This window comes from Amycolatopsis viridis (genome assembly GCF_011758765.1).
GTDB classification, from domain to species: Bacteria; Actinomycetota; Actinomycetes; order Mycobacteriales; family Pseudonocardiaceae; genus Amycolatopsis_E; species Amycolatopsis_E viridis.
This window is the reverse complement of the sequence record NZ_JAANOU010000001.1, coordinates 3,840,622-3,866,089: the sequence shown is the minus strand read 5'-3', so window position 1 is coordinate 3,866,089 and position 25,468 is coordinate 3,840,622. Positions and strand designations below refer to the sequence as shown.

29 protein-coding genes, 1 tRNA gene and 1 riboswitch are annotated in these 25,468 nt (G+C 72.1%); of the genes, 16 read left to right on the top strand and 14 right to left on the bottom strand.

What is annotated here, in order from left to right; all coding sequences use genetic code 11:
• Positions 1 to 8: 8 nt before the first annotated feature.
• A complete protein-coding gene (locus FHX46_RS19185) occupies positions 9 to 389 on the top strand; it encodes a PPOX class F420-dependent oxidoreductase (protein ID WP_167116872.1) in 381 nt (126 codons plus the stop codon).
• Between the two features lie 17 nt (positions 390 to 406).
• On the opposite strand, the gene FHX46_RS19180 is transcribed toward FHX46_RS19185, so the two are convergent.
• Both FHX46_RS19180 and FHX46_RS19175 read right to left on the bottom strand, forming a co-directional pair.
• Entirely contained in the window at positions 407 to 1,081 is a 675-nt protein-coding gene (locus tag FHX46_RS19180) for a response regulator (protein ID WP_167116869.1), read from the bottom strand.
• Positions 1,078 to 2,685 (bottom strand): sensor histidine kinase, encoded by a 1,608-nt coding sequence (locus FHX46_RS19175; protein WP_243871310.1) that lies wholly within the window; start codon positions 2,683 to 2,685, stop codon positions 1,078 to 1,080. The genes FHX46_RS19180 and FHX46_RS19175 overlap by 4 nt, the downstream gene beginning before the upstream one ends.
• Positions 2,686 to 2,845: 160 nt before the next feature.
• On the opposite strand from FHX46_RS19175, the gene FHX46_RS19170 reads away from it, so the two are divergent.
• The 4 genes from FHX46_RS19170 (at position 2,846) to FHX46_RS19155 (ending at position 6,565) form a co-directional block, all read left to right on the top strand.
• Positions 2,846 to 3,649 carry an ABC transporter ATP-binding protein gene (locus FHX46_RS19170; protein WP_167116866.1) on the top strand — a complete coding sequence of 268 codons (804 nt, stop codon included), beginning with the start codon at positions 2,846 to 2,848 and terminating at the stop codon, positions 3,647 to 3,649.
• On the top strand, positions 3,639 to 4,517 hold the full coding sequence (locus FHX46_RS19165) for an ABC transporter permease (protein ID WP_167116863.1): 879 nt from the start codon (positions 3,639 to 3,641) through the stop codon (positions 4,515 to 4,517). Before FHX46_RS19170 ends, FHX46_RS19165 begins: the two co-directional genes overlap by 11 nt.
• A gap of 14 nt (positions 4,518 to 4,531) precedes the next feature.
• A complete protein-coding gene (locus FHX46_RS19160) occupies positions 4,532 to 5,578 on the top strand; it encodes an ABC transporter substrate-binding protein (protein ID WP_167116860.1) in 1,047 nt (348 codons plus the stop codon).
• 132 nt (positions 5,579 to 5,710) lie between these two features.
• Entirely contained in the window at positions 5,711 to 6,565 is an 855-nt protein-coding gene (locus FHX46_RS19155) for an STAS domain-containing protein (RefSeq protein ID WP_167116857.1), read from the top strand.
• Positions 6,566 to 6,586: 21 nt separating this feature from the next.
• Here the strand turns inward: FHX46_RS19155 and FHX46_RS19150 are convergent, their stop codons facing one another.
• The 3 genes from FHX46_RS19150 to FHX46_RS19140 form a co-directional block, all read right to left on the bottom strand.
• Positions 6,587 to 7,354: a trypsin-like serine peptidase gene (locus tag FHX46_RS19150; RefSeq protein ID WP_167116854.1), complete on the bottom strand. Its 768-nt coding sequence runs from the start codon at positions 7,352 to 7,354 to the stop codon at positions 6,587 to 6,589.
• A gap of 99 nt (positions 7,355 to 7,453) precedes the next feature.
• Positions 7,454 to 8,620, bottom strand: coding sequence for a YncE family protein (locus FHX46_RS19145; protein WP_243871309.1), 1,167 nt, complete (start codon positions 8,618 to 8,620; stop codon positions 7,454 to 7,456).
• A 13-nt stretch (positions 8,621 to 8,633) separates the two neighbouring features.
• The gene (locus FHX46_RS19140) at positions 8,634 to 9,410 is read right to left on the bottom strand and encodes a polysaccharide deacetylase family protein (protein ID WP_167116851.1); all 777 of its coding nucleotides are present in this window, start codon (positions 9,408 to 9,410) and stop codon (positions 8,634 to 8,636) included.
• 179 nt (positions 9,411 to 9,589) lie between these two features.
• Here FHX46_RS19140 and FHX46_RS19135 point away from each other — a divergent pair, with 179 nt between their 5' ends.
• Positions 9,590 to 10,042 (top strand): hypothetical protein, encoded by a 453-nt coding sequence (locus FHX46_RS19135; protein WP_167116848.1) that lies wholly within the window; start codon positions 9,590 to 9,592, stop codon positions 10,040 to 10,042.
• Positions 10,043 to 10,115: 73 nt separating this feature from the next.
• Here FHX46_RS19135 and FHX46_RS29060 read toward each other — a convergent pair whose 3' ends face one another.
• The 3 genes from FHX46_RS29060 to FHX46_RS19120 are packed head-to-tail and all read right to left on the bottom strand — an operon-like array spanning position 10,116 to position 12,058.
• On the bottom strand, positions 10,116 to 10,877 hold the full coding sequence (locus FHX46_RS29060) for a (2Fe-2S)-binding protein (RefSeq protein WP_167116845.1): 762 nt from the start codon (positions 10,875 to 10,877) through the stop codon (positions 10,116 to 10,118).
• A 31-nt stretch (positions 10,878 to 10,908) separates the two neighbouring features.
• Positions 10,909 to 11,811, bottom strand: a complete 903-nt coding sequence (locus tag FHX46_RS19125) for a CbtA family protein (protein WP_243871308.1) — start codon at positions 11,809 to 11,811, stop codon at positions 10,909 to 10,911.
• Positions 11,812 to 11,842: 31 nt separating this feature from the next.
• Complete coding sequence (locus FHX46_RS19120; RefSeq protein WP_167116842.1) at positions 11,843 to 12,058, bottom strand: CbtB domain-containing protein; 216 nt, start codon at positions 12,056 to 12,058, stop codon at positions 11,843 to 11,845.
• A 34-nt stretch (positions 12,059 to 12,092) separates the two neighbouring features.
• Positions 12,093 to 12,247, bottom strand: a riboswitch (cobalamin riboswitch).
• On the opposite strand from FHX46_RS19120, the gene FHX46_RS19115 reads away from it, so the two are divergent.
• From FHX46_RS19115 to FHX46_RS19105, 3 genes are all read left to right on the top strand, one after another.
• On the top strand, positions 12,225 to 12,794 hold the full coding sequence (locus FHX46_RS19115; protein ID WP_167116839.1) for a hypothetical protein: 570 nt from the start codon (positions 12,225 to 12,227) through the stop codon (positions 12,792 to 12,794). (Overlaps the previous riboswitch by 23 nt.)
• Before the next feature lie 4 nt (positions 12,795 to 12,798).
• On the top strand, positions 12,799 to 13,389 hold the full coding sequence (locus FHX46_RS29155; protein WP_390622630.1) for a Hint domain-containing protein: 591 nt from the start codon (positions 12,799 to 12,801) through the stop codon (positions 13,387 to 13,389).
• The gene (locus tag FHX46_RS19105) at positions 13,382 to 13,747 is read left to right on the top strand and encodes a hypothetical protein (protein WP_167116836.1); all 366 of its coding nucleotides are present in this window, start codon (positions 13,382 to 13,384) and stop codon (positions 13,745 to 13,747) included. The genes FHX46_RS29155 and FHX46_RS19105 overlap by 8 nt, the downstream gene beginning before the upstream one ends.
• 118 nt (positions 13,748 to 13,865) lie before the next feature.
• Here the strand turns inward: FHX46_RS19105 and FHX46_RS19100 are convergent.
• Positions 13,866 to 13,939 (bottom strand) — tRNA-Ile (locus FHX46_RS19100).
• A gap of 260 nt (positions 13,940 to 14,199) precedes the next feature.
• Here FHX46_RS19100 and FHX46_RS19095 point away from each other — a divergent pair.
• Entirely contained in the window at positions 14,200 to 15,969 is a 1,770-nt protein-coding gene (locus FHX46_RS19095) for a bifunctional homocysteine S-methyltransferase/methylenetetrahydrofolate reductase (protein ID WP_167116833.1), read from the top strand.
• Positions 15,970 to 15,999: 30 nt separating this feature from the next.
• Positions 16,000 to 17,133 (top strand): serine hydrolase domain-containing protein, encoded by a 1,134-nt coding sequence (locus tag FHX46_RS19090; protein ID WP_167116830.1) that lies wholly within the window; start codon positions 16,000 to 16,002, stop codon positions 17,131 to 17,133.
• A 1-nt stretch (position 17,134) separates the two neighbouring features.
• On the opposite strand, the gene FHX46_RS19085 is transcribed toward FHX46_RS19090, so the two are convergent.
• From FHX46_RS19085 to FHX46_RS19075, 3 genes are all read right to left on the bottom strand, one after another.
• The gene (locus FHX46_RS19085; protein WP_313886187.1) at positions 17,135 to 18,349 is read right to left on the bottom strand and encodes an amidohydrolase; all 1,215 of its coding nucleotides are present in this window, start codon (positions 18,347 to 18,349) and stop codon (positions 17,135 to 17,137) included.
• A gap of 160 nt (positions 18,350 to 18,509) precedes the next feature.
• Complete coding sequence (locus tag FHX46_RS19080) at positions 18,510 to 19,301, bottom strand: tyrosine-protein phosphatase (protein WP_167116827.1); 792 nt, start codon at positions 19,299 to 19,301, stop codon at positions 18,510 to 18,512.
• 11 nt (positions 19,302 to 19,312) lie between these two features.
• Entirely contained in the window at positions 19,313 to 20,014 is a 702-nt protein-coding gene (locus FHX46_RS19075) for a rhomboid-like protein (protein ID WP_313886186.1), read from the bottom strand.
• Positions 20,015 to 20,085: 71 nt separating this feature from the next.
• Here FHX46_RS19075 and FHX46_RS19070 point away from each other — a divergent pair, with 71 nt between their 5' ends.
• Positions 20,086 to 21,099, top strand: coding sequence for an aminotransferase class V-fold PLP-dependent enzyme (locus FHX46_RS19070; protein WP_167116824.1), 1,014 nt, complete (start codon positions 20,086 to 20,088; stop codon positions 21,097 to 21,099).
• Positions 21,100 to 21,231: 132 nt separating this feature from the next.
• Positions 21,232 to 21,774, top strand: coding sequence for a hypothetical protein (locus tag FHX46_RS19065; protein WP_313886185.1), 543 nt, complete (start codon positions 21,232 to 21,234; stop codon positions 21,772 to 21,774).
• Here FHX46_RS19065 and FHX46_RS19060 read toward each other — a convergent pair.
• The gene (locus tag FHX46_RS19060; RefSeq protein ID WP_167116817.1) at positions 21,771 to 22,343 is read right to left on the bottom strand and encodes a hypothetical protein; all 573 of its coding nucleotides are present in this window, start codon (positions 22,341 to 22,343) and stop codon (positions 21,771 to 21,773) included. The two genes, FHX46_RS19065 and FHX46_RS19060, sit on opposite strands and share 4 nt — an antisense overlap.
• Positions 22,344 to 22,410: 67 nt before the next feature.
• Complete coding sequence (locus FHX46_RS19055) at positions 22,411 to 23,340, bottom strand: ferritin-like domain-containing protein (RefSeq protein ID WP_167116814.1); 930 nt, start codon at positions 23,338 to 23,340, stop codon at positions 22,411 to 22,413.
• A gap of 107 nt (positions 23,341 to 23,447) precedes the next feature.
• Here FHX46_RS19055 and rimP point away from each other — a divergent pair, with 107 nt between their 5' ends.
• From rimP to FHX46_RS19040, 3 genes are read left to right on the top strand one after another with little or no spacing between them, the layout of a single operon-like run.
• Positions 23,448 to 23,981: a ribosome maturation factor RimP gene (gene rimP, locus FHX46_RS19050; RefSeq protein WP_167116811.1), complete on the top strand. Its 534-nt coding sequence runs from the start codon at positions 23,448 to 23,450 to the stop codon at positions 23,979 to 23,981.
• Complete coding sequence (gene nusA, locus FHX46_RS19045) at positions 23,978 to 25,003, top strand: transcription termination factor NusA (protein WP_167116808.1); 1,026 nt, start codon at positions 23,978 to 23,980, stop codon at positions 25,001 to 25,003. The genes rimP and nusA overlap by 4 nt, the downstream gene beginning before the upstream one ends.
• 20 nt (positions 25,004 to 25,023) lie before the next feature.
• A complete protein-coding gene (locus FHX46_RS19040) occupies positions 25,024 to 25,401 on the top strand; it encodes a YlxR family protein (protein WP_167116805.1) in 378 nt (125 codons plus the stop codon).
• The last annotated feature ends 67 nt before the right edge of the window (positions 25,402 to 25,468 follow it).

Sequence of the window (25,468 nt, the reverse complement as noted above, 5' to 3'; positions counted from 1 at the left end):
TCGCGCCCGTGTTCACCCAAGCAGAACTGGATTACCTGACCGCGCAGCCCCTCGGCCGGCTCGCCACCGTCGCCCCGGATGGGCAGGTGCAGAACAACCCCACCAACTTCTTCGTCGACGGCGGCACGATCGTCATCGGCGGGCACGCACTGGGCGCGTCGAAGAAGTTCCGCAACGTCCAGCGGGGCAGCACGGTGTCGTTCGTGGTGGACGACCTGGCCACGGTCGACCCCTGGGTGCCGCGGGGCGTCGAGGTCCGCGGCACCGCGGTGGCGCTGACCGACCAGGAGCCGCCGCTGCCGTACTTCTCCCGAGAGGTCATCCGCATCACCCCGGCCCGGATCATCTCCTGGGGACTGGACGGTCCCCGGTCCAGCCGCGCGGTGTGAGCCGCGCCGGGGCCCGGTCAGTGCGGCGCGCCGGGCCCCGGGCGCCACCGGTACTCGTGCTCGGGGCGGCCGGTCGCGCCATACCGCAGGCGCATCTCGACCGAGCCCGCCTGGGCCAGCGCGGTCAGGTACCGCTGCGCGGTGGCCCGCGCGACGCCCAGCTCCGCGGCCACCTCGGCGGCCGACAGCGCGCGGCCCGCGGTGCGCAGCTGCCCGGCCACCAGACGCGCGGTCGCGCTGGACTGACCTTTGGGCGCGGCCGCGCGGTCCCGTTCGTGCAGCAGGCGGAACGCTTTGTCGACATCTTCCTGGCCCAGGTTGCGGTCCCCGGTCACGAGCCGCCGGTAGTGCGCGTAGCTGGTCAGCCGTTCGGTGAACTGCCCGGTGGCGAACGGTTTGATCAGGTAGTTCAGCGCACCGGCGCGGATCGCCGCGCTGATGGTGCGGGTGTCGGTGGCCGCGGACAGGATGATGGTGTCCGTGTGCAGCTCGCCGAGCAGGTTCAGGCCCGGCTCGTCGGGCAGGTACACGTCGAGCAGCACCAGGTCGGGGGCGAGCTCCCGCACCCGCGCCCTGGCCTCGGCGGCGGTGTGCGCGGTGCCGGCGACGGCGAACCCGGGCACTTCCGCCACGAAACCGGCGTGCACGGCGGCGACCCGGAAGTCGTCGTCGACGATGAGCGTGCGGATCACGGGTGTTCCTCCTCCGAGAGCAGTCCGGGCAGGGCGGCGACGAACAGCGCGCCGCGGTGCTCGCCGCCGGGGTCGGCGAGCCAGACGTCGCCCCCGCGGGCCCGCGCGGCCTGGCGGGCCAGCGCCAGGCCGAGCCCGTGCCCCGGGGTCAGCTTCGTCGAGACGCCCTCGTCGAAGACGGTGTCCCGGATCGTCGCGGCGACCCCGGCCCCACTGTCCACGACGGACACGTGCAGATCGGCACCCTGTTGCAGCAGGGCGATTTCCACGGTCGCCGGCCGGCGCGGGCCGATGCGGGCGGCGTGCACCGCGTTGTCGAGCAGGTTGCCGACTACGGTGTTGGCCACGCTCGGGTCGGTGACGGTGCCGCGCACCCAGGAATCGTCGGACAGCCGCAGCTCCACGTCCTTCTCCCGCGCCTGCGCGATTTTCGCCGACACCAGGGCACGCAGGTAGGGGTCGGTCACCGCGTCGCCCAGGCCGCCGGGCGCGATCGCCGTCTCGGTCAGCGTCTGCAGGTATTCGATGGCTTCGCCGTTGTGGCCCAGCTGGAGCAGCCCGGACAGGGTGTGCAAGCGGTTGCGGAACTCGTGCCGCTGCGCGCGCAGCCCGTCGGACAACGACCGCACCGCGTCCAGCTCCCTGGTCAGGGCGTCCAGGTCGGTCCGGTCCCGCAGGGTGAGCACGGTGCCGAGGTCGCGGTCGTCGCGGTGCACCGCACGCGAGTTGACCACCAGGACCCGGTCGCCCGCGACGGCGAGCAGGTTGTCCACCGATTCGGTCTGCGCCACCGCACGGCGCAACCGCGGTGAGAGGTCCAATGCGGACAGCTCGGCGCCGACCGGCAACGGCCGCCCCAGCAGGCGCTCGGCTTCCGCGTTGCGCGCCGACACCCGCCCCTTCGCGTCGACCGCGAGCATGCCCTCGCCGATCCCGTGCAGCACGGCTTCCCGTTCGTACAGCAGTTCCGTCAGCTCGCGCGGTTCCAGGCCGTGCGTCAGCCGGTGCAGCCGCCGGGTCAGCAGTGCCGAAGCACCCGCGCCCAGGGCCAGCGCGCCGGCTGCGAAGGCGGCGCTGAGCAGCACCAGCCGGATCAGATCACCGGTGGCCGCGCCGATCCGGTAGCCCACGCTGACCTCGCCGACCACCCGGCCCTCGGGCGCCCGGATCGGCGTCTTGCTCCGCACCGAAACGCCCAGCGTGCCCTCCTGGACCTCGCTGACCACGTCGTTGCCGGCCAGCGCCTCCGACGGGTCGGTGCTCACCCGCTCCCCGATCTGGGCCGGGTCGGGATGGGCCAGCCGGATGCCCTGGTCGTCGGTGATGACGACGAACAGCGCACCGGTCCGGGCGGTGACCGCACGCACCCGCTCCTCGAGCTCGCCACCCGGACGGCGAGCCGCGGCGCCGGCGACCACCACCGGATCGACCGACACCGTGTGGGCGATGCCGAGGGCGCGCTCACCGTACTGGTCACGCAGCGTGCTCCACAGCAACCAGCTCACCAGGGCCATGCCGACGACGAGCACCAGCGCGACCACCGCGATCTGCAAGATCAGGATCTGCCGGGAGAACCGCAGCCGCGCGAAGACGCCGTTGTCCATGCGGAGCACCATACGCGCTGGTCAAGCGGGTGAGCTAAACGCGCAAAACGCGAAGAACGCGCACTGCGGACGCAGAACGCGAACAAGCTTCACCAGCGGCGTCCCCGCTTCTTAACGTGCGTCACACGGTTCCCCTGCCGAGTGACGAAGGAGTCACCCGATGTCCCCACCACTGATCGAGCTGGCCGGTGCCACCAAACGCTTCCCGAGCGGGAGCGGCTCGGTGCACACCGCCGTCCGCGATCTGACGCTGAGCGTCGAGGCGGGCGAGTTCGTCGCCGTCGTCGGGCCCACCGGATGCGGCAAGTCCACCACGCTGTCCCTGGTCTCCGGCCTGCAGCCGGCTTCCGCCGGCGAGGTCCGCGTCGACGGCGAGCCCGTGCGGTCCATTCCGGACGGCGTCGGCTACATGTTCCAGACCGACGCCGTGATGCCGTGGCGCTCGGTCCTGGACAACGTCGCCTCGGGCCCGCGGTTCCGCGGCGCGGGCAAGGCGGAGGCGCGCGAGCAGGCCGCCGACTGGGTCCGGCGGGTCGGGCTCGCCGGGTTCGAGAAGTACTACCCGCACCAGCTCTCCGGCGGCATGCGCAAGCGCGTGGCGCTCGCGCAGACGCTGGTCACCCGGCCGCGGATCCTGCTGATGGACGAGCCGTTCTCCGCGCTGGACGTGCAGACCCGCGCGCTCATGCAGGACGAGCTGCTGCGGCTGTGGTCGGGCAGCGGGGCGGCCGTCGTCTTCGTGACCCACGACCTCGAGGAGGCCATCGCGCTCGCCGACCGGGTCGTGGTGCTGACCACGAGCCCGGCCACCGTGAAGGACGTGTTCACGGTGGATCTGCCGCGCCCGCGCAAGGTCGAGGAGCTGCGCATCACCGAGGACTTCCTGCGGATCTACCGCGAGGTGTGGGAGTCGCTGCGCGTCGAGGTCGCCAAGGCCCGGGGAGGGAACGCCGATGTCGCTTGACACCGCCGCCGTGCCGGTGCACGTGCAGCCGGAGACCGAGGAGATGATCCTGGCCCGGCAGCGGCGGGCCGTGTTCCGCCGCCGCCGCAACACCTGGCTGCTGCGCCTGGCGATCGTGATCGCGTGGCTGGGCAGCTGGGAGCTGGCCGCGACGCTGTGGATCGACCCGTTCTTCTACTCCAAGCCCTCCCGGATCTGGGAGCGGCTGGCCGGCTGGTTCACCCGCGGCACCGACTTCGGGTCCATCTGGTACCAGCTGTGGGTCACCGTGGAGGAGGCGGTGTTCGGGTTCGCGCTCGGCGCGGTCGCCGGTGTCGTGCTCGGCGTGATCCTCGGCCGCAGCCAGTACCTCGCCGACGTGCTGGCCCCGTTCATCAAGGCGGCCAACGCGGTGCCGCGGATCGTGCTCGCCTCGCTGTTCGTGATCTGGTTCGGGCTGGGCCTGGCCTCGAAGGTTGCCACCGTCGTCGTGCTGGTGTTCTTCGCGGTGTTCTTCAACGCCTTCACCGGCGCCCGCGAGGTGGACCGCAACCTGATCGACAACGCGCGGATCCTCGGTGCCGGGCGGTTGCAGGTGCTGCGGTCGATCGTGCTGCCGAGCGCGACGTCGTGGATCTTGTCCTCGCTGCACACCGCGTTCGGGTTCGCCCTGATCGGCGCCGTGGTCGGCGAGTACGCCGGGTCCAAGGCCGGCATCGGTTTCCTGATCGCCAACGCGCAGGGCACGTTCGACTCCGCCGGCATCTACGCCGCGATGATCATCATCACCGTCGTCGCCCTCCTCGCCGAATGGGGCATCGGGCACCTGGAGAACCGGCTGCTGCGCTGGCGGCCGTCCGTGTCCGCCGGCAGCACCGCCGCTCTGTGAAAGGAACCGGATCAATGAAGATTCGCCGCATCGCCGGCCTCGCCGCCGCGCTCACCCTCGCCGTCGCCGGCACGGCCGCCTGTCAGGACTCGCGGGTCGCCACCACGGGCGCGAACGGCAAGCCGCACGTCACCATCATGGTCGGCGGCCTGAACAAGATCATTTACCTGCCCGCGACGCTCACCCAGCAGCTCGGCAACTTCACCGCCCAGGGCCTGGACGTGGAGCTGCAGGACGAGCAGTCCGGGGCCAACGCGGAGACCGCCCTGGTCGCCGGGCAGGTGCAGGGCGTGGTCGGGTTCTACGACCACACCATCGACCTGCAGGCCAAGGGCCAGTGCATCCAGAGCGTGGTGCAGATGGCCAACATCCCCGGCGAGGCCGAGGTGGTGAGCACCGCGAACGCGGACAAGATCACCAGCGCCGCGGACTTCGCGGGCAAGAAGCTCGGCGTCACCTCGCTGGGTTCGTCGACCGACTTCCTGACCAAGGCGCTGGCCGCCAAGGCCGGCGTCGGGGCCGACGGGTACACGCCGGTCAAGGTCGGTGCCGGGCAGACGTTCATCGCGAGCCTGGACAACGGCGGCATCGACGCCGGGATGACCACCGACCCGACGATCGCGTCGCTGACCAGCACCGGCAAGGCCAAGGTGCTCTACGACCTGCGCACCGTCGAGGGCACCAAGGCCGCGCTCGGCGGGCTCTACCCCGCCACGTCGCTGTACCTGAGCTGCGAGTTCGTGAAGCAGAACCACGACGTGGTGCAGAAGCTCGCGAACGCCTTCGTCGCCACGCTGAAGTGGATCAGCCAGCACACGCCCGAGGAGATCGCGGCGAAGATGCCGCCGTCCTACGGCGGCGGTGACCCGGCGCTCTACGTCAAGTCGGTCAAGGACAGCATCGGGATGTTCAACGCCGACGGCAAGATGGACCCGTCCGGCGCGCGCAACGCGCTCGAGGTGCTCGCCTCGTTCTCGACCAACGTCAAGCCGCGCAAGGACTCCATCGACCTGTCCAGGACCTACACCACGGAGTTCGTGGACGCCGCCGGCCAGGGCTGAGCCGGCACACCGGTGGCGCGGGCACCCGGCACCCGGGTGCCCGCGCCGTCCGCATTCGCCACCACCGCCCCGCGTGGGCCTATCCTGGTGCCGGCCCGCCGGGCGGTGGGGGACTGTGGAGGGCATGGGGACGTGGCCGAGACCAATGCGGAGAGAATGCGGATCCGCCTGCGCGAGGTCGTCGAGCGGTGGCGGCACGACCTGATCGAGTCCTGGGTCCGCCAGCAGCGGGAGCTGATGCCCCCCGGCCCGGCCGCCGACCAGCAGGGCTTGTTGACCGAGACCGAGCGGGTGCTCACCGCGCTGCTGACGGCGCTGGACAGCGATCGCCCGCTGCACCGCCTGCCCTACGAGGAACCCGGGCTGCGCGCGGCGCTGATCGAGTTCGCCGGTGGCCGCGCCCACGCCGGCACCTCGCCCGGGCACACCGCCATGGCGCTGCTGGCGTTGAAGCAGGCGGTCGTCGGGATGCTGCGCGCGCACGCCGAGACCGGTCCGGCGGAGGCGGCGGAGACCATGGACATCGTGGTGGCGCTCAACCGCTGCGTGGACGCCGCCGCGGTCCTGATCATGGAGACCTACGTCCAGCGGCGCGACGAGCTGATCGAGGCGCACCGGCAGCGGGTGCTGGAGCTGTCCGTGCCGGTGCTCACCGTCGGGGACGGTGTGGTCGTGCTGCCGTTGATCGGCACGCTGGACGCGGAACGCGCCGCGCTGGCCATGGAAACCGTGCTCGACGTGGTCCACACGCGCGGGGTGCACACGCTGATCATCGACGTGACCGGGGCGAGCGACGTCGACGACGCGGTGTCCGGGCGGCTGGCGGACATCGTCGCCGCGACCCGGCTGATGGGCGCGCGCGGCATCGTGTGCGGCATCGTGCCCGGCATGGCGCAGGCCATGGTGGCGGCCGGCACCCGGCTCGCGGGGATCGACACCTACGCCGACCTGGCCAGTGCGCTGGCCCCCGTCCTCGCCGGGGCCTGACCCGCACCTGCCGGCCGGGCGTCATCGCACCGCGGCGTCGTAGGTGTCCTGGATGTCCTGGTCGAAGGTGGCGCTGTAGGAGACGTCGGGCGTGTCGCCGCCCTGCTGGTAACCGCCGACCACGCCGACCACGGTGCCGTTCCCGGTCGCCGGGTCCACCGCCGCCGGCCAGGGGCCGCCGCTGGTCCCGTCCGGGAAGCCGGGGCAGGCGACCCGCTGCTGGTGGGCACCGAACCCCGTGGTGCGGCCCGGGCAGATCACCGGCGAGTCCACGCCGTCGGGATAGCCGGTCAGCACGATGTCGTGCGCGGGCCCGCGGTCCACGCCGAGGGTCTCCGCGCCGGTCAGGTACTGCACCGGGCGGGGGGTCCCGGCCTGGTGCACGGTCAGGAACGCGAAGTCCAGGTCCTGGTCCGCGCCCGCCGCCCACCCGGCCGGCACGTGCACGGCGGTGACCTGCCACATCCCGAACGGCGCGACACCGTCGTGGAAGCCCGGTGCGAAGTACAGGTCCTGCGGTGCCCCCGCCGGCACGCAGTGCGCGGCAGTCAGCACGAGATCACCGCCCGGGCTGCCGACCACGCTCGCCGTGCAGAAGTGCCTGCCGCCGGTGAACAGTGCCCCGACCGGCGCTCCGGGCAGCGCGCCGTGCGTGGTGGTGCTCGCCGTGTCACGAACGTCCGCTGTGGACACCGGGAGGGTCAGGTTGGCGGCCGGCGCACCGGTCCCGATCAGCGCCGTGGTCACCAGCACGACCACGGCCGGCGAGCGCCACCACGAGGTTCCCACGCTCCCACACCCGCGGCCGGAAACCACCGCCGTGGGCCCGGTACACAGCGAACGCACAGCCAGGACCGGACATCCCGGTCGCCAGCGCCCCGCCCGGGTTCAGCGGGTGATTCCGGTGTGCCCCAGGGAGTAGCGGCCCGGCTGCGGCCACACGCACAATCCGTGCGGTTCGTTCCCGACCGGGATCTTCCGCAGCAACGATCCGTCCTTCGTGGACACCACGTAGACGGTGCGGTCGTAACGGCCGGACAGCCACAGCTGGCTGCCGTCGGCGGTCACGTTGCCCATGTCCGGGCTGCCGCCGCCGGGCAGCTGCCACTTGGTGACGGGCGCCCCGGTGTAGGCGTCGAGCACGCTGATGCTGCCCTCACCCCGGTTGGTGACGTACAGCTGCCGCGCGTCGCGGGACAGGTAGAGCCCGTGCGCGCCCTTGCCGGTGGGGATGAAGCGCAGGACCGTGGTGGCCGCGCCGTCGAGCACCCACACCCCGTTGCCGTCGACGTCGGCGACGTAGTACACCGAGCCGTCCGGCGCGAGTTTGATGTCCTGCGGCCCCATGTGGGTGTGCCGCTGCGGCATCGGGATCACCCGCAGCACGTGGTGCGAGGGCACGTCGACGACGGCGAACGCACCGGCGAACTCGCAGGTGAAGACCGCGGTGCGGCCGTCGGGGGAGAAGTCCGCGTGGTCGATTCCCGCGCAGCCCGGCACGGGGGTCACGTCGCGCTGGGCCCAGGTGTGCGGGTCGTACCAGACGAGCTCGCGGTGGGCCTCGGCGACCGAGACGGCGAACGAGCCGTCGGGGGTGAAGTAGAGGTTGTACGGGTCGACCACCGGGATGGGCGCGCCGGGCAGGCCGGTCCGCGGGTCGAAGGGCAGCAGGTGGTTGCCCTTGTCGTCGGTGGCGTAGAGGGTGGTCATGTCGTAGGACGGCACGACGTGCTGGATCTCGACCCCCGCGGGGTAGTGCCCGACGACGGCGAACGTGGCCGGGTCGATCACCCACACGTCGCCCGACCGGCTGTGCGGCACGTAAACCAGCGGTTTGCCGGCCTGCGCGGCGGGCGAGAGCATGTTCGCGCCCGCCTCGGAGTAGACGTTGTGCCGGTCGGATACCGGGGGCATGCCCGGCAGGTCCGCAGCCGGGGCGACGGCCGCCGGGCTCGACGAGGTCGGTGGTGGCGGTGCCGCGGGCGGCGGCGCCGCGGTGCACGCCGCGAGCGCCAGGACGGCCGGCAGGACGGGGACGAGACGACGATTCCGCAACGGATGCCCCTGTTCAGGTGAAGAGACGGGTGGCGGTGACGGGTCGCAGGCCGCGGCCGGCGAGGTCGGTGAGCACCCCGGGCAGGGCGGTGACTGTCGCGGGGTGCCCGAGGTGCATGCTCACCACGCTGCCCGCCCGCGCAGCGGCCACGGCGCGCCGGATCCGTTCCGGCGCCGGATCGGTCCAGTCCAGCGAGTCGACGTCGTAGGACAGCACGCGCGCATAGCCGGCCCACGCGGCCTCGGTGAGCTCGGCCGGGGTGGCGTACTGCCCCTGCGACTGCCGGAAGAACGTGCCGGGCCCGCCGGTCAGCCGGTCCAGTTCGTCGCGGCACCGCTCGATCTCGGTCCGCATCGGGCTCGGCGCCATGTGCGCCAGGTCGCCGTGGCTCCACGTGTGGTTGCCGATCTCGTGCCCGCCGTCGCGGACCATGCGGATCCCGTCCGGCGTGGCCGCCAGCCAGGTGCCCACCGCCAGCACGGTGACCTGCGCGTCGTGCTGGGCGAGGACGTCGAGCACGCGGCGGGTGAGGGACAGGTCGCCCGCGCCGTGGAAGGTCAAGGCGACCTCCGGGCGGCCCGATTCCGCGCGGACGAGCTGCTGGGCCGGCCCGGGCGGGGCGCCGGTGGTCGTGCTCGTGGGCAGCGCGGACCCCGGGCTGCCCGGCGGGGGCCCTGCGCCGCCCGAGGCAGGTCCGGCGCCGCCCGGCGACGGCCCGGCCTGGCATCCCGCCAGGACCGCGGCCCCGAGCCCGAGCAGGCCACGCCTGCTGACCTCCCGCCCGGCCATCCGCCGTCACCCCTTCCCATCGTCCGCGGATCAACCGTAGAACGGTTCCGGCCCGCCCGCCGTCCACGGCGAGACGACGACGCTGAACCGGTCGCGCTTCCCGCCACGTCGGCGACGACCGGGACACCTCGCCGGCGGGACAGACGGGCGGGTTCGTGAGACGTACGGTTTCCAGGCACGTGGCCAGGTACCTGTTCATGACCGGAGATGGCATGGCTCATCGAATAATGCTGTACTGCGCATTTGATGGAATGGATGCTGCGCGAGGACTTGACGCCCTGGCGGCGCAGACCCGTGACCAGGGGGTCGACCTGCAGCGGGCCAATCGTGAGGCTGGCGTTTCCTGGGTGTCCGCCTTGCTCGACCGGGCTGGCGAGCCGGTCGGCACCAGCGGCTGCCACCTCGAGATCCATGCGCAGTCCCCCTTGGTGACCGCGATGGTCACCGAGGTCGCCGATGCAGAACCATCTGGCCGAATCAGGGCGGCCAACGCGGTCGTGACGCTGACCCTCACCGGTCGCGCGGTGGACTGGTCACTGGTTCGAATTGTCTGGCAAGCCATCAAGTCGCTGTGGACCGTAGTGCCTTACGATGACGCCTCAGGATTCGACATCGACCTGGATGAGTTGTAAAACCCAGTTGCTGCCATCTGATGGTTCCGTCCACTGTGTCTCTCGGAGCCGTGCGGCGCGACTTCATCCGGGGTCAATGTCCCTTGCGGGCGCTCAGGATGCAGTCGCCGCACAGGGGACCGGCAGACCCGGGCGCAGCCTGGTAGATCAGGCAGCAGCTGCGTCGCCGGAAGGTTCCGTCCGCGGTCCGGGTGCTGGTGTCGTGGAGTGGTGGCCGGCTGAGCAGTAGCGCGGTCAGGGTGCGGGTGGGTGCTGTCCAGGCGGGGCGTGCGGCCGTGATCATGGCGGCGGCGCCGTGAACGGCGGAAGCGGTGTTGCCCCACAGGATGCGGGTGGACACCGAGAACGGGCGGGTGGCGTCCACGATCTGGCGTACCGGCCCGTCCAGGACGCGGCCGGCCAGCGCCGTGGCCACCTGCTCCCAGCCGGGCGGATCGCCTGCGGTACTGGTGGCAGGGTTGGTGTCGGCAGCGGCCGGCAGGGACAGCGGGAAGGCGCCACCCAGGACCGGCTGCCACCGCAGCTGCGTCAGGTCGAGGTCGGGGACCTGCCCGGTGGCCAGGGCGAGGGCCAGCGCGGGGGAGATCAGGCGGGCGACCAGCCCCATCTGGGTCACCGATGCGGCCACGCGCAGCGGCACCGCATCCACGGGCTGCGCACCGGCGGCGGCCAGGTGCGCCCGCACACCCGCCACCCGCCCTTGCAGTACGTCCGGGTCGGTGACCAGCTCGTGCATCGCCTGCCACGGCTCGGTCACCGGCGTGGACGGCAGGTGGGTGTGCAGGGTGAAGAACGGCCCGAGCACCGCGAGATCGTCGACCAGCACCACCGTCACCGCGCCTCGCGCTGCCCGCCGGCCACGCCGGTCATCCGATGAGCGGCGTCCGCTCGGCAGCCGCGGCGCGGCGTGGGGCGAGCAAGCGTTCCGCCAGCGGCGCGAATCCCAGGCCGATCGTCGCCCACAGGATCAGTTGCGCGGCGACCGAGTTCAGCCGGAACGCGAACAGTGTGTCGGCGGGGAAGCCCGGATACACGATCACCCCGGCCGGGTCCCGCAGCGGCTGCGGTGTTTCCGTGGCCTGCCGGCCGTGCTGGGCGACGTCGGTGGCCAACTGCCCCACGGAGGGCAGCAGCACCATCACGATCCCGGTCACGACCACGAAGGCGGCCCCGGCCAGCAGGGTGGCGTTCCAGGTGCCGAACCGGGTGTGCAGCCGCCGGCCCAGCCACACCGCCCCGGCCAGGAACGCGACCGAGCAGGCCACCATCGCCAGGTACAGGCCGCTGCGGGCGCCGATGGTGTCCGGGTTCCCGACCGCGGGCGGGTTCGCGGGGTACTTCAGGAACGGCACCAGGTAGATGCCCGCGAAGCCGCCGGCCGCCACCAGCACGGCGAGGGTGCGGGGCCGCAGGGCGCCGACCCGGCCGAGGCAGACGGTGTAGACCACGGCGAACAACGCGCCCATCGCCACACCGAACAGCACCATGCCGATGCCGGTTCCGAGGTTGGCCTGGACGGCGCGGCTGAAGAGTTCCGGCCCGTCCGCCCCCCGGTGACCCGTGCCGGCCGCCTGGTCCAGGGCGGCATGGGCGTCGTCGCGGCCGGTCTCGTAGTCGATGGCCGCGGCGATCTGGGGCTCGGCGAAGATCCGCGCGAACCCGAACGCCAGCAACCCGGCCACCGCGCCGACCGCGACACCGCGCAGGACCAGCTTGGGTGCCAGATTGCCCGCCACGACGGTTGCGTGGCGGTCCACGTGAGTGCTCATGTTCGGTTGTCCCCGGTTCTGTCAGGTGCGGTCAGTGGCAGGGGAAACCGAGGAAGTGGCGCGCGTCGTGCACGAACTCGTGGACGTGCGTGTCGTTGCCGAACACCGACACGGCACCCTGGTCGATGCCGATGAAGTAGTACAAGCCGAGGGCGAGCAGGGCGGTGATCGACAACCAGAGCACCGCCTTGGGCACCGGCAGTACCACAGGGGTCGCCTTGCCGGCGGGAGCAGGAATGGTCGTCACGTGGGCCTCCTTCGGGGATCGTGCGTCCCGTGGTCGTTGGGGCGTCGCGACGGCGCAGTATCTGACTCACCCGCCACCCCAGTGGGGTGGTTGCGGGCTCACAGTGGCGCGACCGTGCCGGAGTTGCACCGGCTTCCTGCTGCCGTCACGCAAGCGGGGACGCTACGTGCCGGCGCCCGGTGAAGTCAATCGGCCGACCAGGCGGTGTGAGGCACGTGTCACCGGTGGGAGATTCGCCGAGGCCGGACAGAACGAGGAAGAGCAGGGGCGCCAAGGCGAGCAGGCGAACAATCCGGGAGTACTCACTCCAGAAGACGAAGCGGCGCTTCGGGTTTCCGGTGGGCAAGACCTGGTCGATCAATACAAGCAGGCGCTGGCCGGTGCGGACCAGAACCTCATCGACTGGATCATCGCCAACGGCGGGCAGATTCTCGTCGACCTGTTCATCGGTGGCATCAAAGCCTGCGTAAACTCGCCCAATCTCGGCAATTGCTCGCTGGGCGTCGTCGACATCGTCTCGCTCGGACTCGCCGTACTCAAAGCATACGACGTCGGCAGGGCGCTGTGGCGCGTCGTCTCAAGCATCGGAAAGTTCCTCGAGGAGGCCGAGACTTTCCCGAGCATCCTCCAGCGCGGCCGCAGCATCATCGCCGAGGTGAAGGTGAACTGCTTCCGCCGGCACACTCGTTGCAGTTGCGACAGGGGATGTACCGATCGATCAGCTCAAGCCCGGTGACCAGGTGTGGGCACAGGATCCAACGACCGGCCAATCCCAGTTGCGAAAGGTGGTCCAAACCTACCAGCACGTCGCCAGAGCAGTGGTCACCGTATCCTTCGCTGGCGCCACCGTGCAGGTAACCCCGGAACACCCGTTCTGGGTTCTTGGAAAAGGCTGGCTAGACGCCGCCCAGCTCCGGCCGCATGACCGGTTACGCACGCTGGATGGGGTCTGGCCAGAGGTCGCTGCCGTCAGCGTGGCCGCGGAATCCGTACCGGTCTACAACCTCCAGGTTGAGGGCGACCACGATTACTTCGTCACCAGCACGCACGTTCTCGTACACAACACGTGCACCGCAGATCTTGGAGACAACTGGGTAGCCAAGTCGGCAGCGGAAGTGTTTGGGGCCAACACTTGCACCGAGACTGCCAAGCAAATTCAGTCCACGGTCTGTGGGCGAAATCTACCGGATTACCTGGGTGAATCAGAGACCTTCGCAACCCTGATGCCTGGTACCCGTCGGGAAGGGGGATACCATGATGTCGTGATCAAAGACGGTCGAGTGTTCGACGCCACGACGGGTCGATACGCCGGGAGGCTGAGTTATGGATAACGCTAGCCGATTAGCCGACGTGATGCGCCGACCTGGTATGTACGGCATTGCCACTTTGGAGCAAGCGATAATGTTCGTCGGCGGTTTCGATGCCGCGACGGAATTCACCTTCCTGGAGGGGTTCGGAAACTGGCTCGCGGCCAAGGGGGCGGGCGGGGAGAATCAGACCTGGATGTCACTGGTAGTGAGGATAATCGACCGACGTACAGTTGAATCCGAACGCCGTGATTTGGACGATGAACGGATCCTTGATATGTTCTTCGGAATCGTACGAGATTATCTGGACGAACGGCGGAAAATGTGGGAGGACCCCGCTCCCGGGCGGCTTCTTCCTCGCTTCGAATCTCGCGAATCGTAATGCAGCGGGCGGGAACGTCCTGGGCGCATCCACGCGGCGTGCTCCGGTCGGGCATCGTGAATCAGGTGCGGGTCCAGTGGTTGCGCCCGCCGCCGCCGACGGCGCTGGTCACAACCGGTGGGCCGGGCGGGGCTCGAACCCGCGGCCAAGGGATTATGAGTCCCCTGCTCTAACCAGCTGAGCTACCGGCCCCTGACGGGCGCCACGTGTCGGCACCCGCACCCCCGAAGGGTGAACGACAACATATCGCACGGGCGGGCCGGAGCGCGGCGGTGGGCGGCTCACCCGAACGGCCCACTGCTGGTGCACCTGCGGTGTCGAACCGGCGGATCGGTGCGGTTTCGTGCCTAGGATGGTCGCCATGGTGGGCGGAGCGGTGCTCTGGTGGGGGTGCGGCGCCGGCCGGATCCTCCTGCACGTGCACGCCCGGAGGTAGCGACGCGGGAGGGTATGTGCGAGGGCGGTTCGCGGAGCAGTTGTCCGAGCGGGTTCTGGTGTTCGACGGGGCGATGGGCACCGTCCTGCACGTGGCGGGCAATTCGCTGGACCGGGCACTGCCCGAGCTCAACCTCGCCAACCCCGAACTGGTCAGCACCATCCACGAGAGTTACGTGGCGGCGGGTGCGGACGTGCTCCTGACCAACACCTTCGGTGCGAACCGGCTGCGGCTGGCCGAGCACGGGTGCTCGGTGAGCGCCCGCGACGTCAACCTCGCGGCCGTCCGGCTGGCGCGGCAGGCCCGCCGCGGCGTGCACCGGACGATCTTCGTCGCCGGGGCGGTCTCGCCCGCGGTCAGCGCCGCCCGGCGTGCCGGGGTGCGGGCGGACGAGCGGTCCGGCGCCGTGCGGGAGCAGGTCCAGGCGCTCGTCGACGGCGGGGTGGACCTGCTGGTCCTGGAGACCTTCGGCCACCTCGACGAGCTGGTCGAGGCCGTCCGGGTGACCGCCGGGGTCACCGACCTGCCGATCGTCGCGCAGGCCACGTTCACCGCCCACGGCACCACACCCGGCGGCGAGACCCCGCGTGACGTGGTCAAGGCCCTGTCCGAGCTGCCCGTCACCGCGATCGGCGCCAACTGCACCGTCGGCCCGCAGCACATGCTCGCGGTGCTCGACGAGCTCCGCGATGCCACTGACCTGCCGGTCGGCGTGCACCCCAACGCCGGCATGCCCAGACGGACCGGCCGCCGGTTCACCTACCCGGTCGCCCGCGCCCACTTCGGCCGTTACGCCCGCCGGTACGCGGAACGCGGTGCGGCGATGATCGGCGGGTGCTGCGGCACCACCCCGGGCCACATCCGCGAAATCGTCGCGCGCCTGGCCGACCTGCGGCCGCGGGAGACGCGGCCGGTCGCCGCGGCGGTGCCGAAGCCGCGCCCGGCGCCGCCGCGGAGCCCGCTGGCCCGGCGGCTTGCCCGACCGGAGTTCGTGCTCGCCGCGCAGATCACGCCACGCGGCGAGCCGGAGGACGCCACGCGCCTCGGCGGGGCCGGGCTGGCGCTGGTCCGCGGGAATTTCGGCGAGGCGCTGCGGCTGGAACGCGCGGCGGGCGTCGACACGATCACCACGGTCACCGCCTGGGACCGGTCGCTCGCGCAGCTGCAGGCGGACCTGCTCGGCGCCCACGCGTTCGGCCTGCGCACCGTGGTGTGCGAGACCGGGACACCCGTGCCACTCGGCGACTACCCGGGCGCGGACGGGATCTGGGAGGTCGACTCCGTCGGCCTGATCGGGCTGCTGGCCGGGCTCAACGCCGGGCGCGACCACAACGGGCTCACCCTCGCCACGCGCACCGCGTTCCACATCGGCGCGCGGGTGAACCCGGGAGCCGAGGACGCGGACGCCGAACTGGCGCGCACCAAGGCGAAGATCGCCGCCGGGGCGCAGTTCCTCATCACGCGACCGGTGTACGAACTGGACAACCTGGCGCGGATGATCGCCGAACTGTCCGGAGTGGACATCCCGGTGCTGGTCTCGATCGCGCCGCTGTCCGGCTTCGCGGAAGCCGAGTACCTCGCCTACGAGGTGCCGGACGTTGCGGTCCCGCCGCGGGCGCTGTCCGAACTGGAGGTTGCCGGGGAGCGGGCCGCCGAGGTGGGGCTGGCGCTCGCGGCGGAGCTGCTCGACGGGGCGCGCGAGCTGGTGCGCGGGGCGGTGCTGGTCGCGGACGAACACCCGGGCAAGATCGAATCGCTTCTACGCCAACGAAAATCGTCGGTTTGACGCGCTCTGCCGCCGTGTTACGCTCTCGCGATGGTGCTGTCGCGCAGGACCGTGCTGAAGCTGGGGGCACTCGGCTCCTGCGGGTGGGGCGTGCTCGCGGGTACCGCGACGGCCGGCGGGTCACCACCCGTGCAGCGGTCCATGCTCGACGCGATGCGGGAACTGCACGCGGCACCCGGGGGTCCGCCCGCCGTCACTGTCGCGATCAGACGGAACGGCGGCACGGCCTTCCACAGCGTGGGTGTGTCGGACGTGGCGACCGGCCGCCCGCCGCGGGCGAACGACCACATGCGGGTCGCGAGCGTGGCGAAGGCGTTCAGCGGCGCGACGGCACTGGCCCTGGTGAGCCGCGGCAGGCTGGGGCTCGACGACACGATCGGCCGGCGGTTGAAGGGTTTCCCGCCGCAGTGGTCCGGCGTGACACTCCGCCAGTTGCTCGGGCACACCAGCGGAATCCCGGATTTCAGTAAATCCCCGCGGTTCACCGCGGCGGTGCGCGCGGCGCTGCAGGATCCGCCGCACCCGCGTGAACTACTCGGTTACCTCGACGACCCGGATCTCGGGTTCCCGCCCGGCACCCGCTACTCCTACTCCAACTCCGACAACATCCTCGCCGCGCTGATGTGCGAGGCGGCGACGGGCAGCCGGTACGAGGACCTGTTGCGGCACCTGGTGGTGGAGCCGCTGCACCTGACCGGCACCAGCCTGCCCCGCGGGTCCGCGCTGCCGGAACCGTACCTGCACGGCTACGACGGCACCGAGGACGTCAGCACTCTGATCGCCGCGGGCTGGAGCTGGGCGTCCGGTGGAGTGGTGTCCACCCCGGCGGACCTGGCGCGGTTCATCGCCGGCTACCGGGACCTCCTGCACCCGGACGTGCGGGCCGCGCAAACCCGGTTCCGGCCGGGCAGCTCGGAACCGCCCGGCCCGGGGACCAACGCCGCGGGCCTGGCCCTCTTCCGCTACGACACCCGTTACGGCACGGTGTTCGGCCACACCGGCAACACCCCGGGCTACACCCAGTTCGTCGCGGCCACCCCGGACGGCCGCCGGGCTGTGGCGGTCAGTGCGACCGCCCAGCTCACGCCGGGCACCGGCGCGCCGCTGTTCGAGAAGCTGCGCGGGCTCTACGAACTCGCCGTCGGTGCGGCGCTGGCCCGCTGACTCACACCAGCGCGAGGTCGTGAGCTACGACGCGGCCCGCGTGGATCACCGTCCGGTGGGGCAGCCGGTCCTGCACCGCGGCGGCCGGGGCCTCACCGTCGAGCAGGACCACGTCGGCCGCGTCGCCGGGCGCGACACCGGGACGGTCGTCCACCCCGCGCAGGGCGGGCAGCGACGGGTCGAGCACCGTCGCACCGCCCCAGGTGCCGACCGCCAGCGCGTGCTCCACCATCGAGTCGTTTCGGAACCCGTTGGTGAACGCGAGCTGCCAAGTCCGGTCGAGCAGATCCGCATTGCCGTAGGGCGACCAGTAGTCCCGCTGCCCGTCGTCGCCCAGCCCGACCCGGATGCCGGCCTCGGTGAGCCGCCGCAGCGGCAGCGTGTTCGGCCCGGGCGGGGCAACCGTGGCGACCGAGATGTCCAGGGCCGCCATCTCGGCCAGCACCTCGTCCAGCCGCGGCGACGGGGTGTGCGCGAGCGTGAAGGCGTGCGAGATGGTGACCTTGCCGCGCATGTCGAGCGCCCGGGTCCGCTCGATGATCTTGCCGAGGCTGAACAGGCCCAGCTCGCCGGGTTCGTGCAGGTGGACGTCCACCGGCACGCCGTGCCGCTCGGCCAGCCCGAACAGGATGTCCAGGTGCCGCACGGGGTCGCCGTCCACCCCGCACGGATCGATCCCGCCCACCACACCCGCACCCGAGCGCAGCGCGGCGTCCATCAGCTCCGGCACCCCGGGCTCGCGCAGCAGCCCGGCCTGGGGGAACGCGATGATCTCGACGTCGGCCCGTGCCGCGTGCGCTTCCCGTGCGGCGACCACCGCTTCCAGCCGCTCCAGCTTGCAGTCGGCGTCGACCTGCGCGTACCCGCGCACCCGGGTGGCCCCGTGCGCGACGAGCAGCCCGAGCATGTGGGTGGACCGCTCGGCCATCGGCACCTCCGCGATGCGCCAGTGCGCCCGGTCGTGCAGCATGTTCGCCCACACCCCGCCCGGGGAGTCGTTGGGCCGCCACGGCAGCCCCAGCCGGGTGGAGTCCAGGTGGACGTGCACGTCGGAGAACGAGGGCAGCAGCAGCCGGCCCGCACCCGCCACCCGGGTCACACCGTCGGGTGCCTGCCCGCCGGCCGGGGTCACGGCGGTGATCCGGCCGTCCCGGATCGCCACGTCCGACAATGTGCCGCCCCACGGGCGCACGTCGCTGAGGTACAGGTCGCTCACGGCTCCAGCATCGCACGGCTACCCGGACCGCCGATGCCCTCCGCGGGGCTCCCCGCTCGCCGGGTGCGACCGTCCGAAGTGGCCGGTCGACCCGCCGGTGCACGCGTCCGCATCCGTGGCGGTCCGGCAGGGCAGCCGCGCGACGGCCTGGTTGCGCTCCTCAGCGCGCCAGCAGTTTGGTCCGCAGCGCGGTCACGTCGTCCGCGCCGAAGCCGTGGCCGTCCAGCCACGCCAGCACGCCCCCGTACCGCTTGTCCACCTGGTCCAGGAACAGTTCCATCGTCTCCGGCCGGGGGCGGTGGTCCTCGTCGTCCGGCCGCCGGTCCAGATCCGGGGCGTAGGTGGGGGAGGCCCGCAGCCGGTCCAGGATGGCCCGGATCCGCTCGCCGCTCGCCGTGTAGTCGGCGATCACCGCGTCCCGCCGCACCCCGGCGGCCGTCAGCGCGAACGCCGTCACCACACCCGTACGGTCCTTGCCCGCCGCGCAGTGCACCAGCGCGGCACCCGGCGCGCCGGCGATCGTGCGCAGCGCACCGACCACGCTCTCCGGCCGGTCCTCCAGGTACCCGAGGTACAACGCGGTCATCACGTCGTCCGGGAACCGTTCGAGCGTCCGCTGCCGGCGGCTCAGGTACAGCGCGTCACTGATGTCGTCGGCCGTCGCATCCGTCGTGCCGCCGCTTTCCGGCAGCACCGAGAAGTGGTGATGCCGGACCGAGTCGACCCTGGTCAGCGGGCCGGGCCCCTCCTGCGCGACCTCGGGCGTGCCACGCAGGTCGACCACCGTCGTCAGGCCGAGGTCGTCCACCAGCACCTTGACGTCCCGCGGCGTCAGTCCCTGCAGGTTGTCCGAGCGCAGCAGCCGGCCCGGAACGACCGCGCCACCGTCCCCGGTCGGCAGGCCGCCGACGTCGCGGGCGTTGGCCGCCCCCTCCAGCTCCAGCCAGTGCATACCCCCATGGTTCACCGCGCCGCCGACCGCGCCAAGGGGCGAGCCCGGTGAGCGGGTTCGGCCGGACGGGGCAGTGTGGCCGTGACGCCGCGCCGCCGCAGCCACCGTGACCAGCCCAGCATGCCGATGTGCGCGGCGATCAGGTGCCCGGCGAAGGTCACCAGGGCGCTCAGCGACTCCGGCGCGTCCATGACGTAGATCACCATGATCCCGGCCTCGATACCCAGCACCCCCCACACCCGGAACCGCCGCGCGAGCACCGGCACGAGCGCGCCGGCGGTCGCGAAGAACCCGTAGCTGACCCCGATGTCGAGCCATCGGCCGTCGGTGCGCGGCAGCAGGCCCTGCCCGATCGCCACCATCACCGGCAGCTCGGTCGCCAGCGTCGCGAGCACGTGCCCGCTGGCGAACACCGCGAACGTCCACCCCGCGCCGATCCGGCGTTCCAGCGGCGCCACGGCGAGGGTGAAGATGAGCGCGTACACCACCCAGCCGTCGTTGCCGAGCCACAGCGCACTGCTGATCAGGCTCATCACCGGCCGGTGCCAGAGGTTGTGGGCGTCCGTGCTGGCCAGCTCGAGCAGGCGGGCCGACACGTTCTGGCCGAGCAGGTGCTGCAGGCCGGTGGTGGCCAGCAGCACCATCAGGTACCAGAAGGTGAAGGGCGTGCCGTCCGGAGTGGGCAGCACGCTCGACGGTCTGAAGCGGGGCACCTCCCCAGTGTTCCCGCACCGGCTGTGAAAACGCTGTGACCACTCCATCGGGGGTCGGTTACCGTCCGGGCATGCGCACAGCTTTCGGCGCCGGGTTCGCCGTCCCGGACGGGTACCTCAACACCCCGAGCATCGGCATCCCGCCCGCGGCCGTCGCCGACGCGGTCGCCGGGGCGGTCGAGGCCTGGCGCACCGGCGCGGCGCAGCCGCCGGACTTCGAGCCGCTCGTGGCGCGCGCCCGGCAGGGGTTCGCCGACCTGGTCGGGGTGCCGGCCGGCCGGGTGGCCATCGGCGCGACCGTCGCGCAGATGCTCGCGATGGTCGCCGCCGGGCTGCCCGGCGGCGCCCGGGTGCTCACCGCGGCGGGCGAGTTCACCAGCACCACGTTCCCGTTCGCCGCCCGGGGTGCGCGGATCACCGAGGTGCCGGTCGCCGACCTGCCCGGCGCCGTGCGCGGTCACGACCTGGTGGCCGTCAGCGTCGTCCAGTCCGCGGACGGGACTCTGGTGGATCTCGACGCCCTGCGCGCGGAGTGCGAGGCCGCGGGCGTGCCGGTCGTCCTCGACGCGACTCAGGCGGCCGGATGGCTTCCGCTGGAGCTGGAGTGGGCCGACTGGGTGGTGGCCGCCGGGTACAAGTGGCTGCTGTCCCCGCGCGGCTGCGCCTGGCTGGCGGTGCACCCGCGGGTGGCTGAGCGGACCGTTCCCGTGGCGGCGAACTGGTTCGCCGGCGAGGACCCGTGGCAGACCGTTTACGGCCTGCCGCTGCGGCTGGCCGAGGGGGCGCGCCGGTTCGACGTGTCGCCGGTGTGGTTCGCGCACGCGGGTGCGGCGGTCGCGCTGCCGTACCTGGCCTCGATCGACCTGAACGCGGTGCGCGCGCACGCGGTGCAGCTCGCCGACACCCTGCTGACCAGGCTCGGGCTGCCCGGGCGGGGCAGCGCGATCGTGGCGCTGGAGGCCGATCCGGCCGCGCTCGCCCGGGCCGGCATCACCGCGAGCAGCCGCGCCGGCCGGACGCGCCTCGGCTTCCACCTCTACAACACCGGCGACGACGTGGAACGTGTTCTGGACGCGCTGCGGTGAGTCACCCGCACGAGTGAGCTACGGTGTGCCCCCGTGGTTGGTGCGCAATTCCTCCCCGGCCGCGGCGACACCGCGCCGCTACCCCGGGTCCCCGCCGAACCGGCTCCGCCGCCCCGGCGGCCGCGCGGAGCGGTGGTCAAGATCGCCGGCCTGGTCGTGGTCGCGGTCGTGGCCGGGCTCGTCTGGTGGCTGGTGCGCGCACCGGGCGACTCGTCCCCGTCCCCGTCCCCGTCCGCGCCGGCCAAGGAATTCCAGTTCGCGCTGACGGACGGGCCGGTCGCCGCGACCGACTGCGCGGCGAACTCCTACGGGCAGATCAAGCAGTGGTTCGCCCAGCACCCGTGCCAGCGGCTGGTCCGCGCCCTGTACACCGCGAACGCGGGGACCGCGCGCGCGTTGGTCTCGGTCGCGGTGGTCACCCTGCCGGCACCGGAGGGTGCGCGGCAGCTCAAGAAGCTCGCGGACACCGACGACACGGGCAACGTCACCGACCTGGTGCGGGACGGCACGGCGCAGATCCCGGAGGCGCCGAAGCTCGCCGACGGCTACTACGCCTCCCGCGTGCAGGGCAGCGCGCTGACGATCGTGTTGTCCGCTTACTTCGACGGACGTGCGGTGGACCCGGCGCTGCGGCGCATCGGCAACGAGGCCCTCGACCTGATCCCGGGCGGTTAACCCGCGTTGCGCAGGTAGGCCACCAGCGAGTCGATCAGCCGGAAGGGCGGCTTGCCCAGCGCCGGGATCTCCGGGGACGGCGGCAGCCGCTCCCCGGCGACCACGAGGTGCTTCGAGCTCTGCAGGAACACCGGCTGGTGCTTGTCGTCGAGCACGAACATCACCGCGGTGTGGTCGACCAGCCGGGCGATGGTGGTGCCGGTGATGCCGGGGCGCGAGCCGGTGAAGCGGGCGCCGGTGCCCAGGTACACGCCGCGCCGCCCGGGATCGGTCTCCTGCCAGCCCTGATCGGCACCGGGCACCAGCCGCGGGTCCCCGCCCGCGGCTTGCAGCTCGCTCAGCGCCCGCCCCTGCACCTGCGGCAGCGGCTCGTCCACCAGCGGCTGCGCGACCTCGTACAACGCGTACCGGGAACCGCCGGGCGCGGGCGGGACCAGGAACAGGTGCAGGACGACGAACTCACCAGGCCGGCCGTGCGGCATCCGGATCAGCTGGCGCAGCAGCAGGCCGCGCAGACGGGCCGCGCCGTCCTCGGTCAGGCCGGCCAGGGTGCGGGTCAGGGTCAGCAAGGGGCGTCCTCGGGCGTCGAGCGTGTCCGGGGAAGGTTATGCCGTCGCGGCCGATCGCGCGCCCCGGTCAGGTCTGCGGGGCGCCCGGCAGCACGATCGCCACCGGCTGCTCGCCGGCCGCCTCGCGCCAGCGGGTACCGCGCCGCGCCGACCCGATCAGCGCGTTCAGCGCCACCGAGCGCAGGCCGGCGTCGTCGGTCTGCTCCAGCACGCCCCGCCAGGCCGTGGCGGCGTCCGCCTCCGCGATGCCGACCACGCTCTTGGCCGAGGTCGGGTCGGTGACGGGCTTCGGCGTGATGTAGGCGGGCTCGGCCGGTTGCGGCTCCACGCCGACCCCGGCCAGCATGCGCACGCAGGCGTCCCGCCGGTCGTGGTGCTCGGCGATGCCCTCGGCGACGCTGACCTGGTAGTTCCCCGGCAGGAAAGCGTTGACCAGCCCGTAGATCCACAGCGCGGCGTGCTCGGCCGACAGGGCCCGCTGCACCGGCCCGACCGACTCCGGCGGGATCGTCGACGCGGGCGCGGTCACCTGGCCCGGATCGGTGCCCGGTCCGAGCTTGGTCCCCACCCGTTGCAGCCCCGCGCAGCCACCCGCGACCGCGGCGACCAGCCCGGCCCGGTACCGCGGTAGCCCGTCCACCAGCCCCTCGGCCTGCCGGCGCGCCGTGGCCAGGCGCTGCTTCAGCCCGGCCATGCCCTGCTCGGCCGGCACCACCGCCTGCACCGGCGACTTCGGCCGGTTCAGCCGGTCCACTTCGTACTGCAGGGCCTGGGCGTGCGCGGTGCGGGCCGCCGAGTACTGGCGCGCCACGTCGGCGTCACCGGCGGACGCGGCGGCCACCTCGTCCGCCGCGGCCGCGTCGGAGCGGGCCTGCTCGGCCAGCAGGGCGAGCGGATCCGGATCGTCGGAGTAGCCGGTGGCACACGCGGCGAGCGGGACGGCCAGTGCCGCCAGCGCGCTCGTCCGCAGGACGTCGCGACGGGTACGAGGTCTCACGGGCGCCCATCCTGCCAGGACGCCGGTGACCACGGGCGGTGACCGGGGGCAACAAGATAAGCTTGTCCCTCACCAACCGACAGCAGACCAAACAGGAGAGCGCCAAGGTGCCTGGAGAACTCGCCGCCCGGCTCGAGCCGATCGTGGCCGAAGCCGTGTCCGGCGCGGGTTTCGACCTCGACGCGCTCGACGTCCAGCAGGCGGGCCGCCGCAAGCTCGTCAAGGTCGTCGTCGACTCCGACGACGGCGTGGGACTCGACGAGGTCGCCGACGTGAGCCGTGCCGTTTCGGCCGTACTGGACGAGCACGAGCAGTTGATCGCCGGCGCCTACACCCTCGAGGTGACCTCGCCGGGCGTCGACCGCCCGCTGACCCGGCCGCGCCACTGGCGCCGCTCGCGGTTCCGGCTGGTGCGGATCACGCCACGGGAGGGCGCCGAGTTCGTGGGCCGGGTCGGCCACGCGGGCGAGGAATCCGCGCGGGTGCTGGCGGGCGGTGAGATCCGGGACGTGCGCTACGCCGACGTGGCGAAAGCCGTCATCGAGATCGAGTTCAGGCAACCACCGACCGAGGAGCTGAAGCTGCTCGATTCAGACGCCTCGGCGCACAACGCGGGCGAGCCGGAGGAGGATCCGAAGTGAACGTGGACATCGCGGCCCTGCGCGCGATCGAGCGGGACAAGGACATCCCCTTCGAGACGGTCCTGGAGGCCATCGAGACCGCGCTGCTGACCGCCTACAAGCACACCGAGGGGCATCAGCCGCACGCCCGCATCGACATCGACCGCAAGACCGGCGTGGTGCGTGTCCTCGCGCACACGTTGAGCGAGGACGGCGAGGTCGATGAGGAGTGGGACGACACCCCGGAGGGGTTCGGCCGGATCGCCGCGACCACCGCGCGCCAGGTCATCCTGCAGCGCCTGCGCGACGCCGAGCACGAGAAGACCTACGGCGAGTTCTCCGCGCGGGAGCGCGAGATCGTCGCCGGGGTCATCCAGCGCGACGCGCGGGCGAACGCCCGCGGCATGGTGGTCGTCCAGGTCGGCGACACCGAGGGGGTGATCCCCCCTGGCGACCAGGTGCCGGGTGAGCGGTACGAGCACGGCGAGCGCATCAAGGCGTACGTGCTGACCGTCTCGCGCAGCTCCCGCGGCCCGTCGATCATGTTGTCGCGCACCCACCCCAACCTGGTGATCCGCCTGTTCGCGCTCGAAGTGCCCGAGATCGCCGACGGCACCGTGGAGATCGCCGCGGTGGCGCGCGAGCCCGGGCACCGCACCAAGATCGCGGTGCGCTCCACCGTCCCGGGGGTCAACGCCAAGGGCGCGTGCATCGGCCCGATGGGGCAGCGGGTGCGCAACGTGATGAGCGAGCTCGGGGGTGAGAAGATCGACATTGTCGACTACTCCGAGGACCCGGCCCGCTTCGTGGGGAATGCACTGAGCCCCGCGAAGGTTGTCTCGGTGCAGGTGGTGGACGAGCGCGCGAAGACGGCCCGCGTGGTGGTGCCGGACTTCCAGCTCTCGCTGGCCATCGGCAAGGAAGGCCAGAACGCCCGCCTCGCCGCCCGGCTCACCGGGTGGCGGATCGACATCCGCAGCGACGCGGCCGCCGATGCGGCGGCCGAGGACGCGGCGGCGGCGACAACCGGTTCGGCTGAGTGAGAGGCCACGAGTTAAACTCGATGGTGGTGCGGAGCTCGCGCTCGGATGCTGCACGCTCGCAGCACCGGGGACACCCCCCGGTGCGGACGTGCGTGGGGTGCAAGAAGCGGGCTCCCGTCGGTGAACTACTGCGAGTGGTCGCGAAGGACGGGCGGCTGGTCGCCGACACGCGTCGGCGGCTGCCGGGACGGGGTGCCTGGGTGCACCCCGGGCCGGAATGCCTGGCCAAGGCCGAGCGGCGGCGAGCGTTTCCCAGGGCCCTCCGGGTCGCGGGACCGCTCGACGCGGCGGAGCTGCGTGACCACCTCGGGCAGGTCGCCGGGAGGCACGGACAGGGGAGCGTCCCCGGTCCGGAGGAAACGAAGGAAGCAGGTCGACCCGTCATGAGTCAGCCGTGAAGCTGAAGCCATGAACGCGCGACGATAGGACGAGGTCGAGCGGGTTTGCCGCCCGGCCTCACCAGTT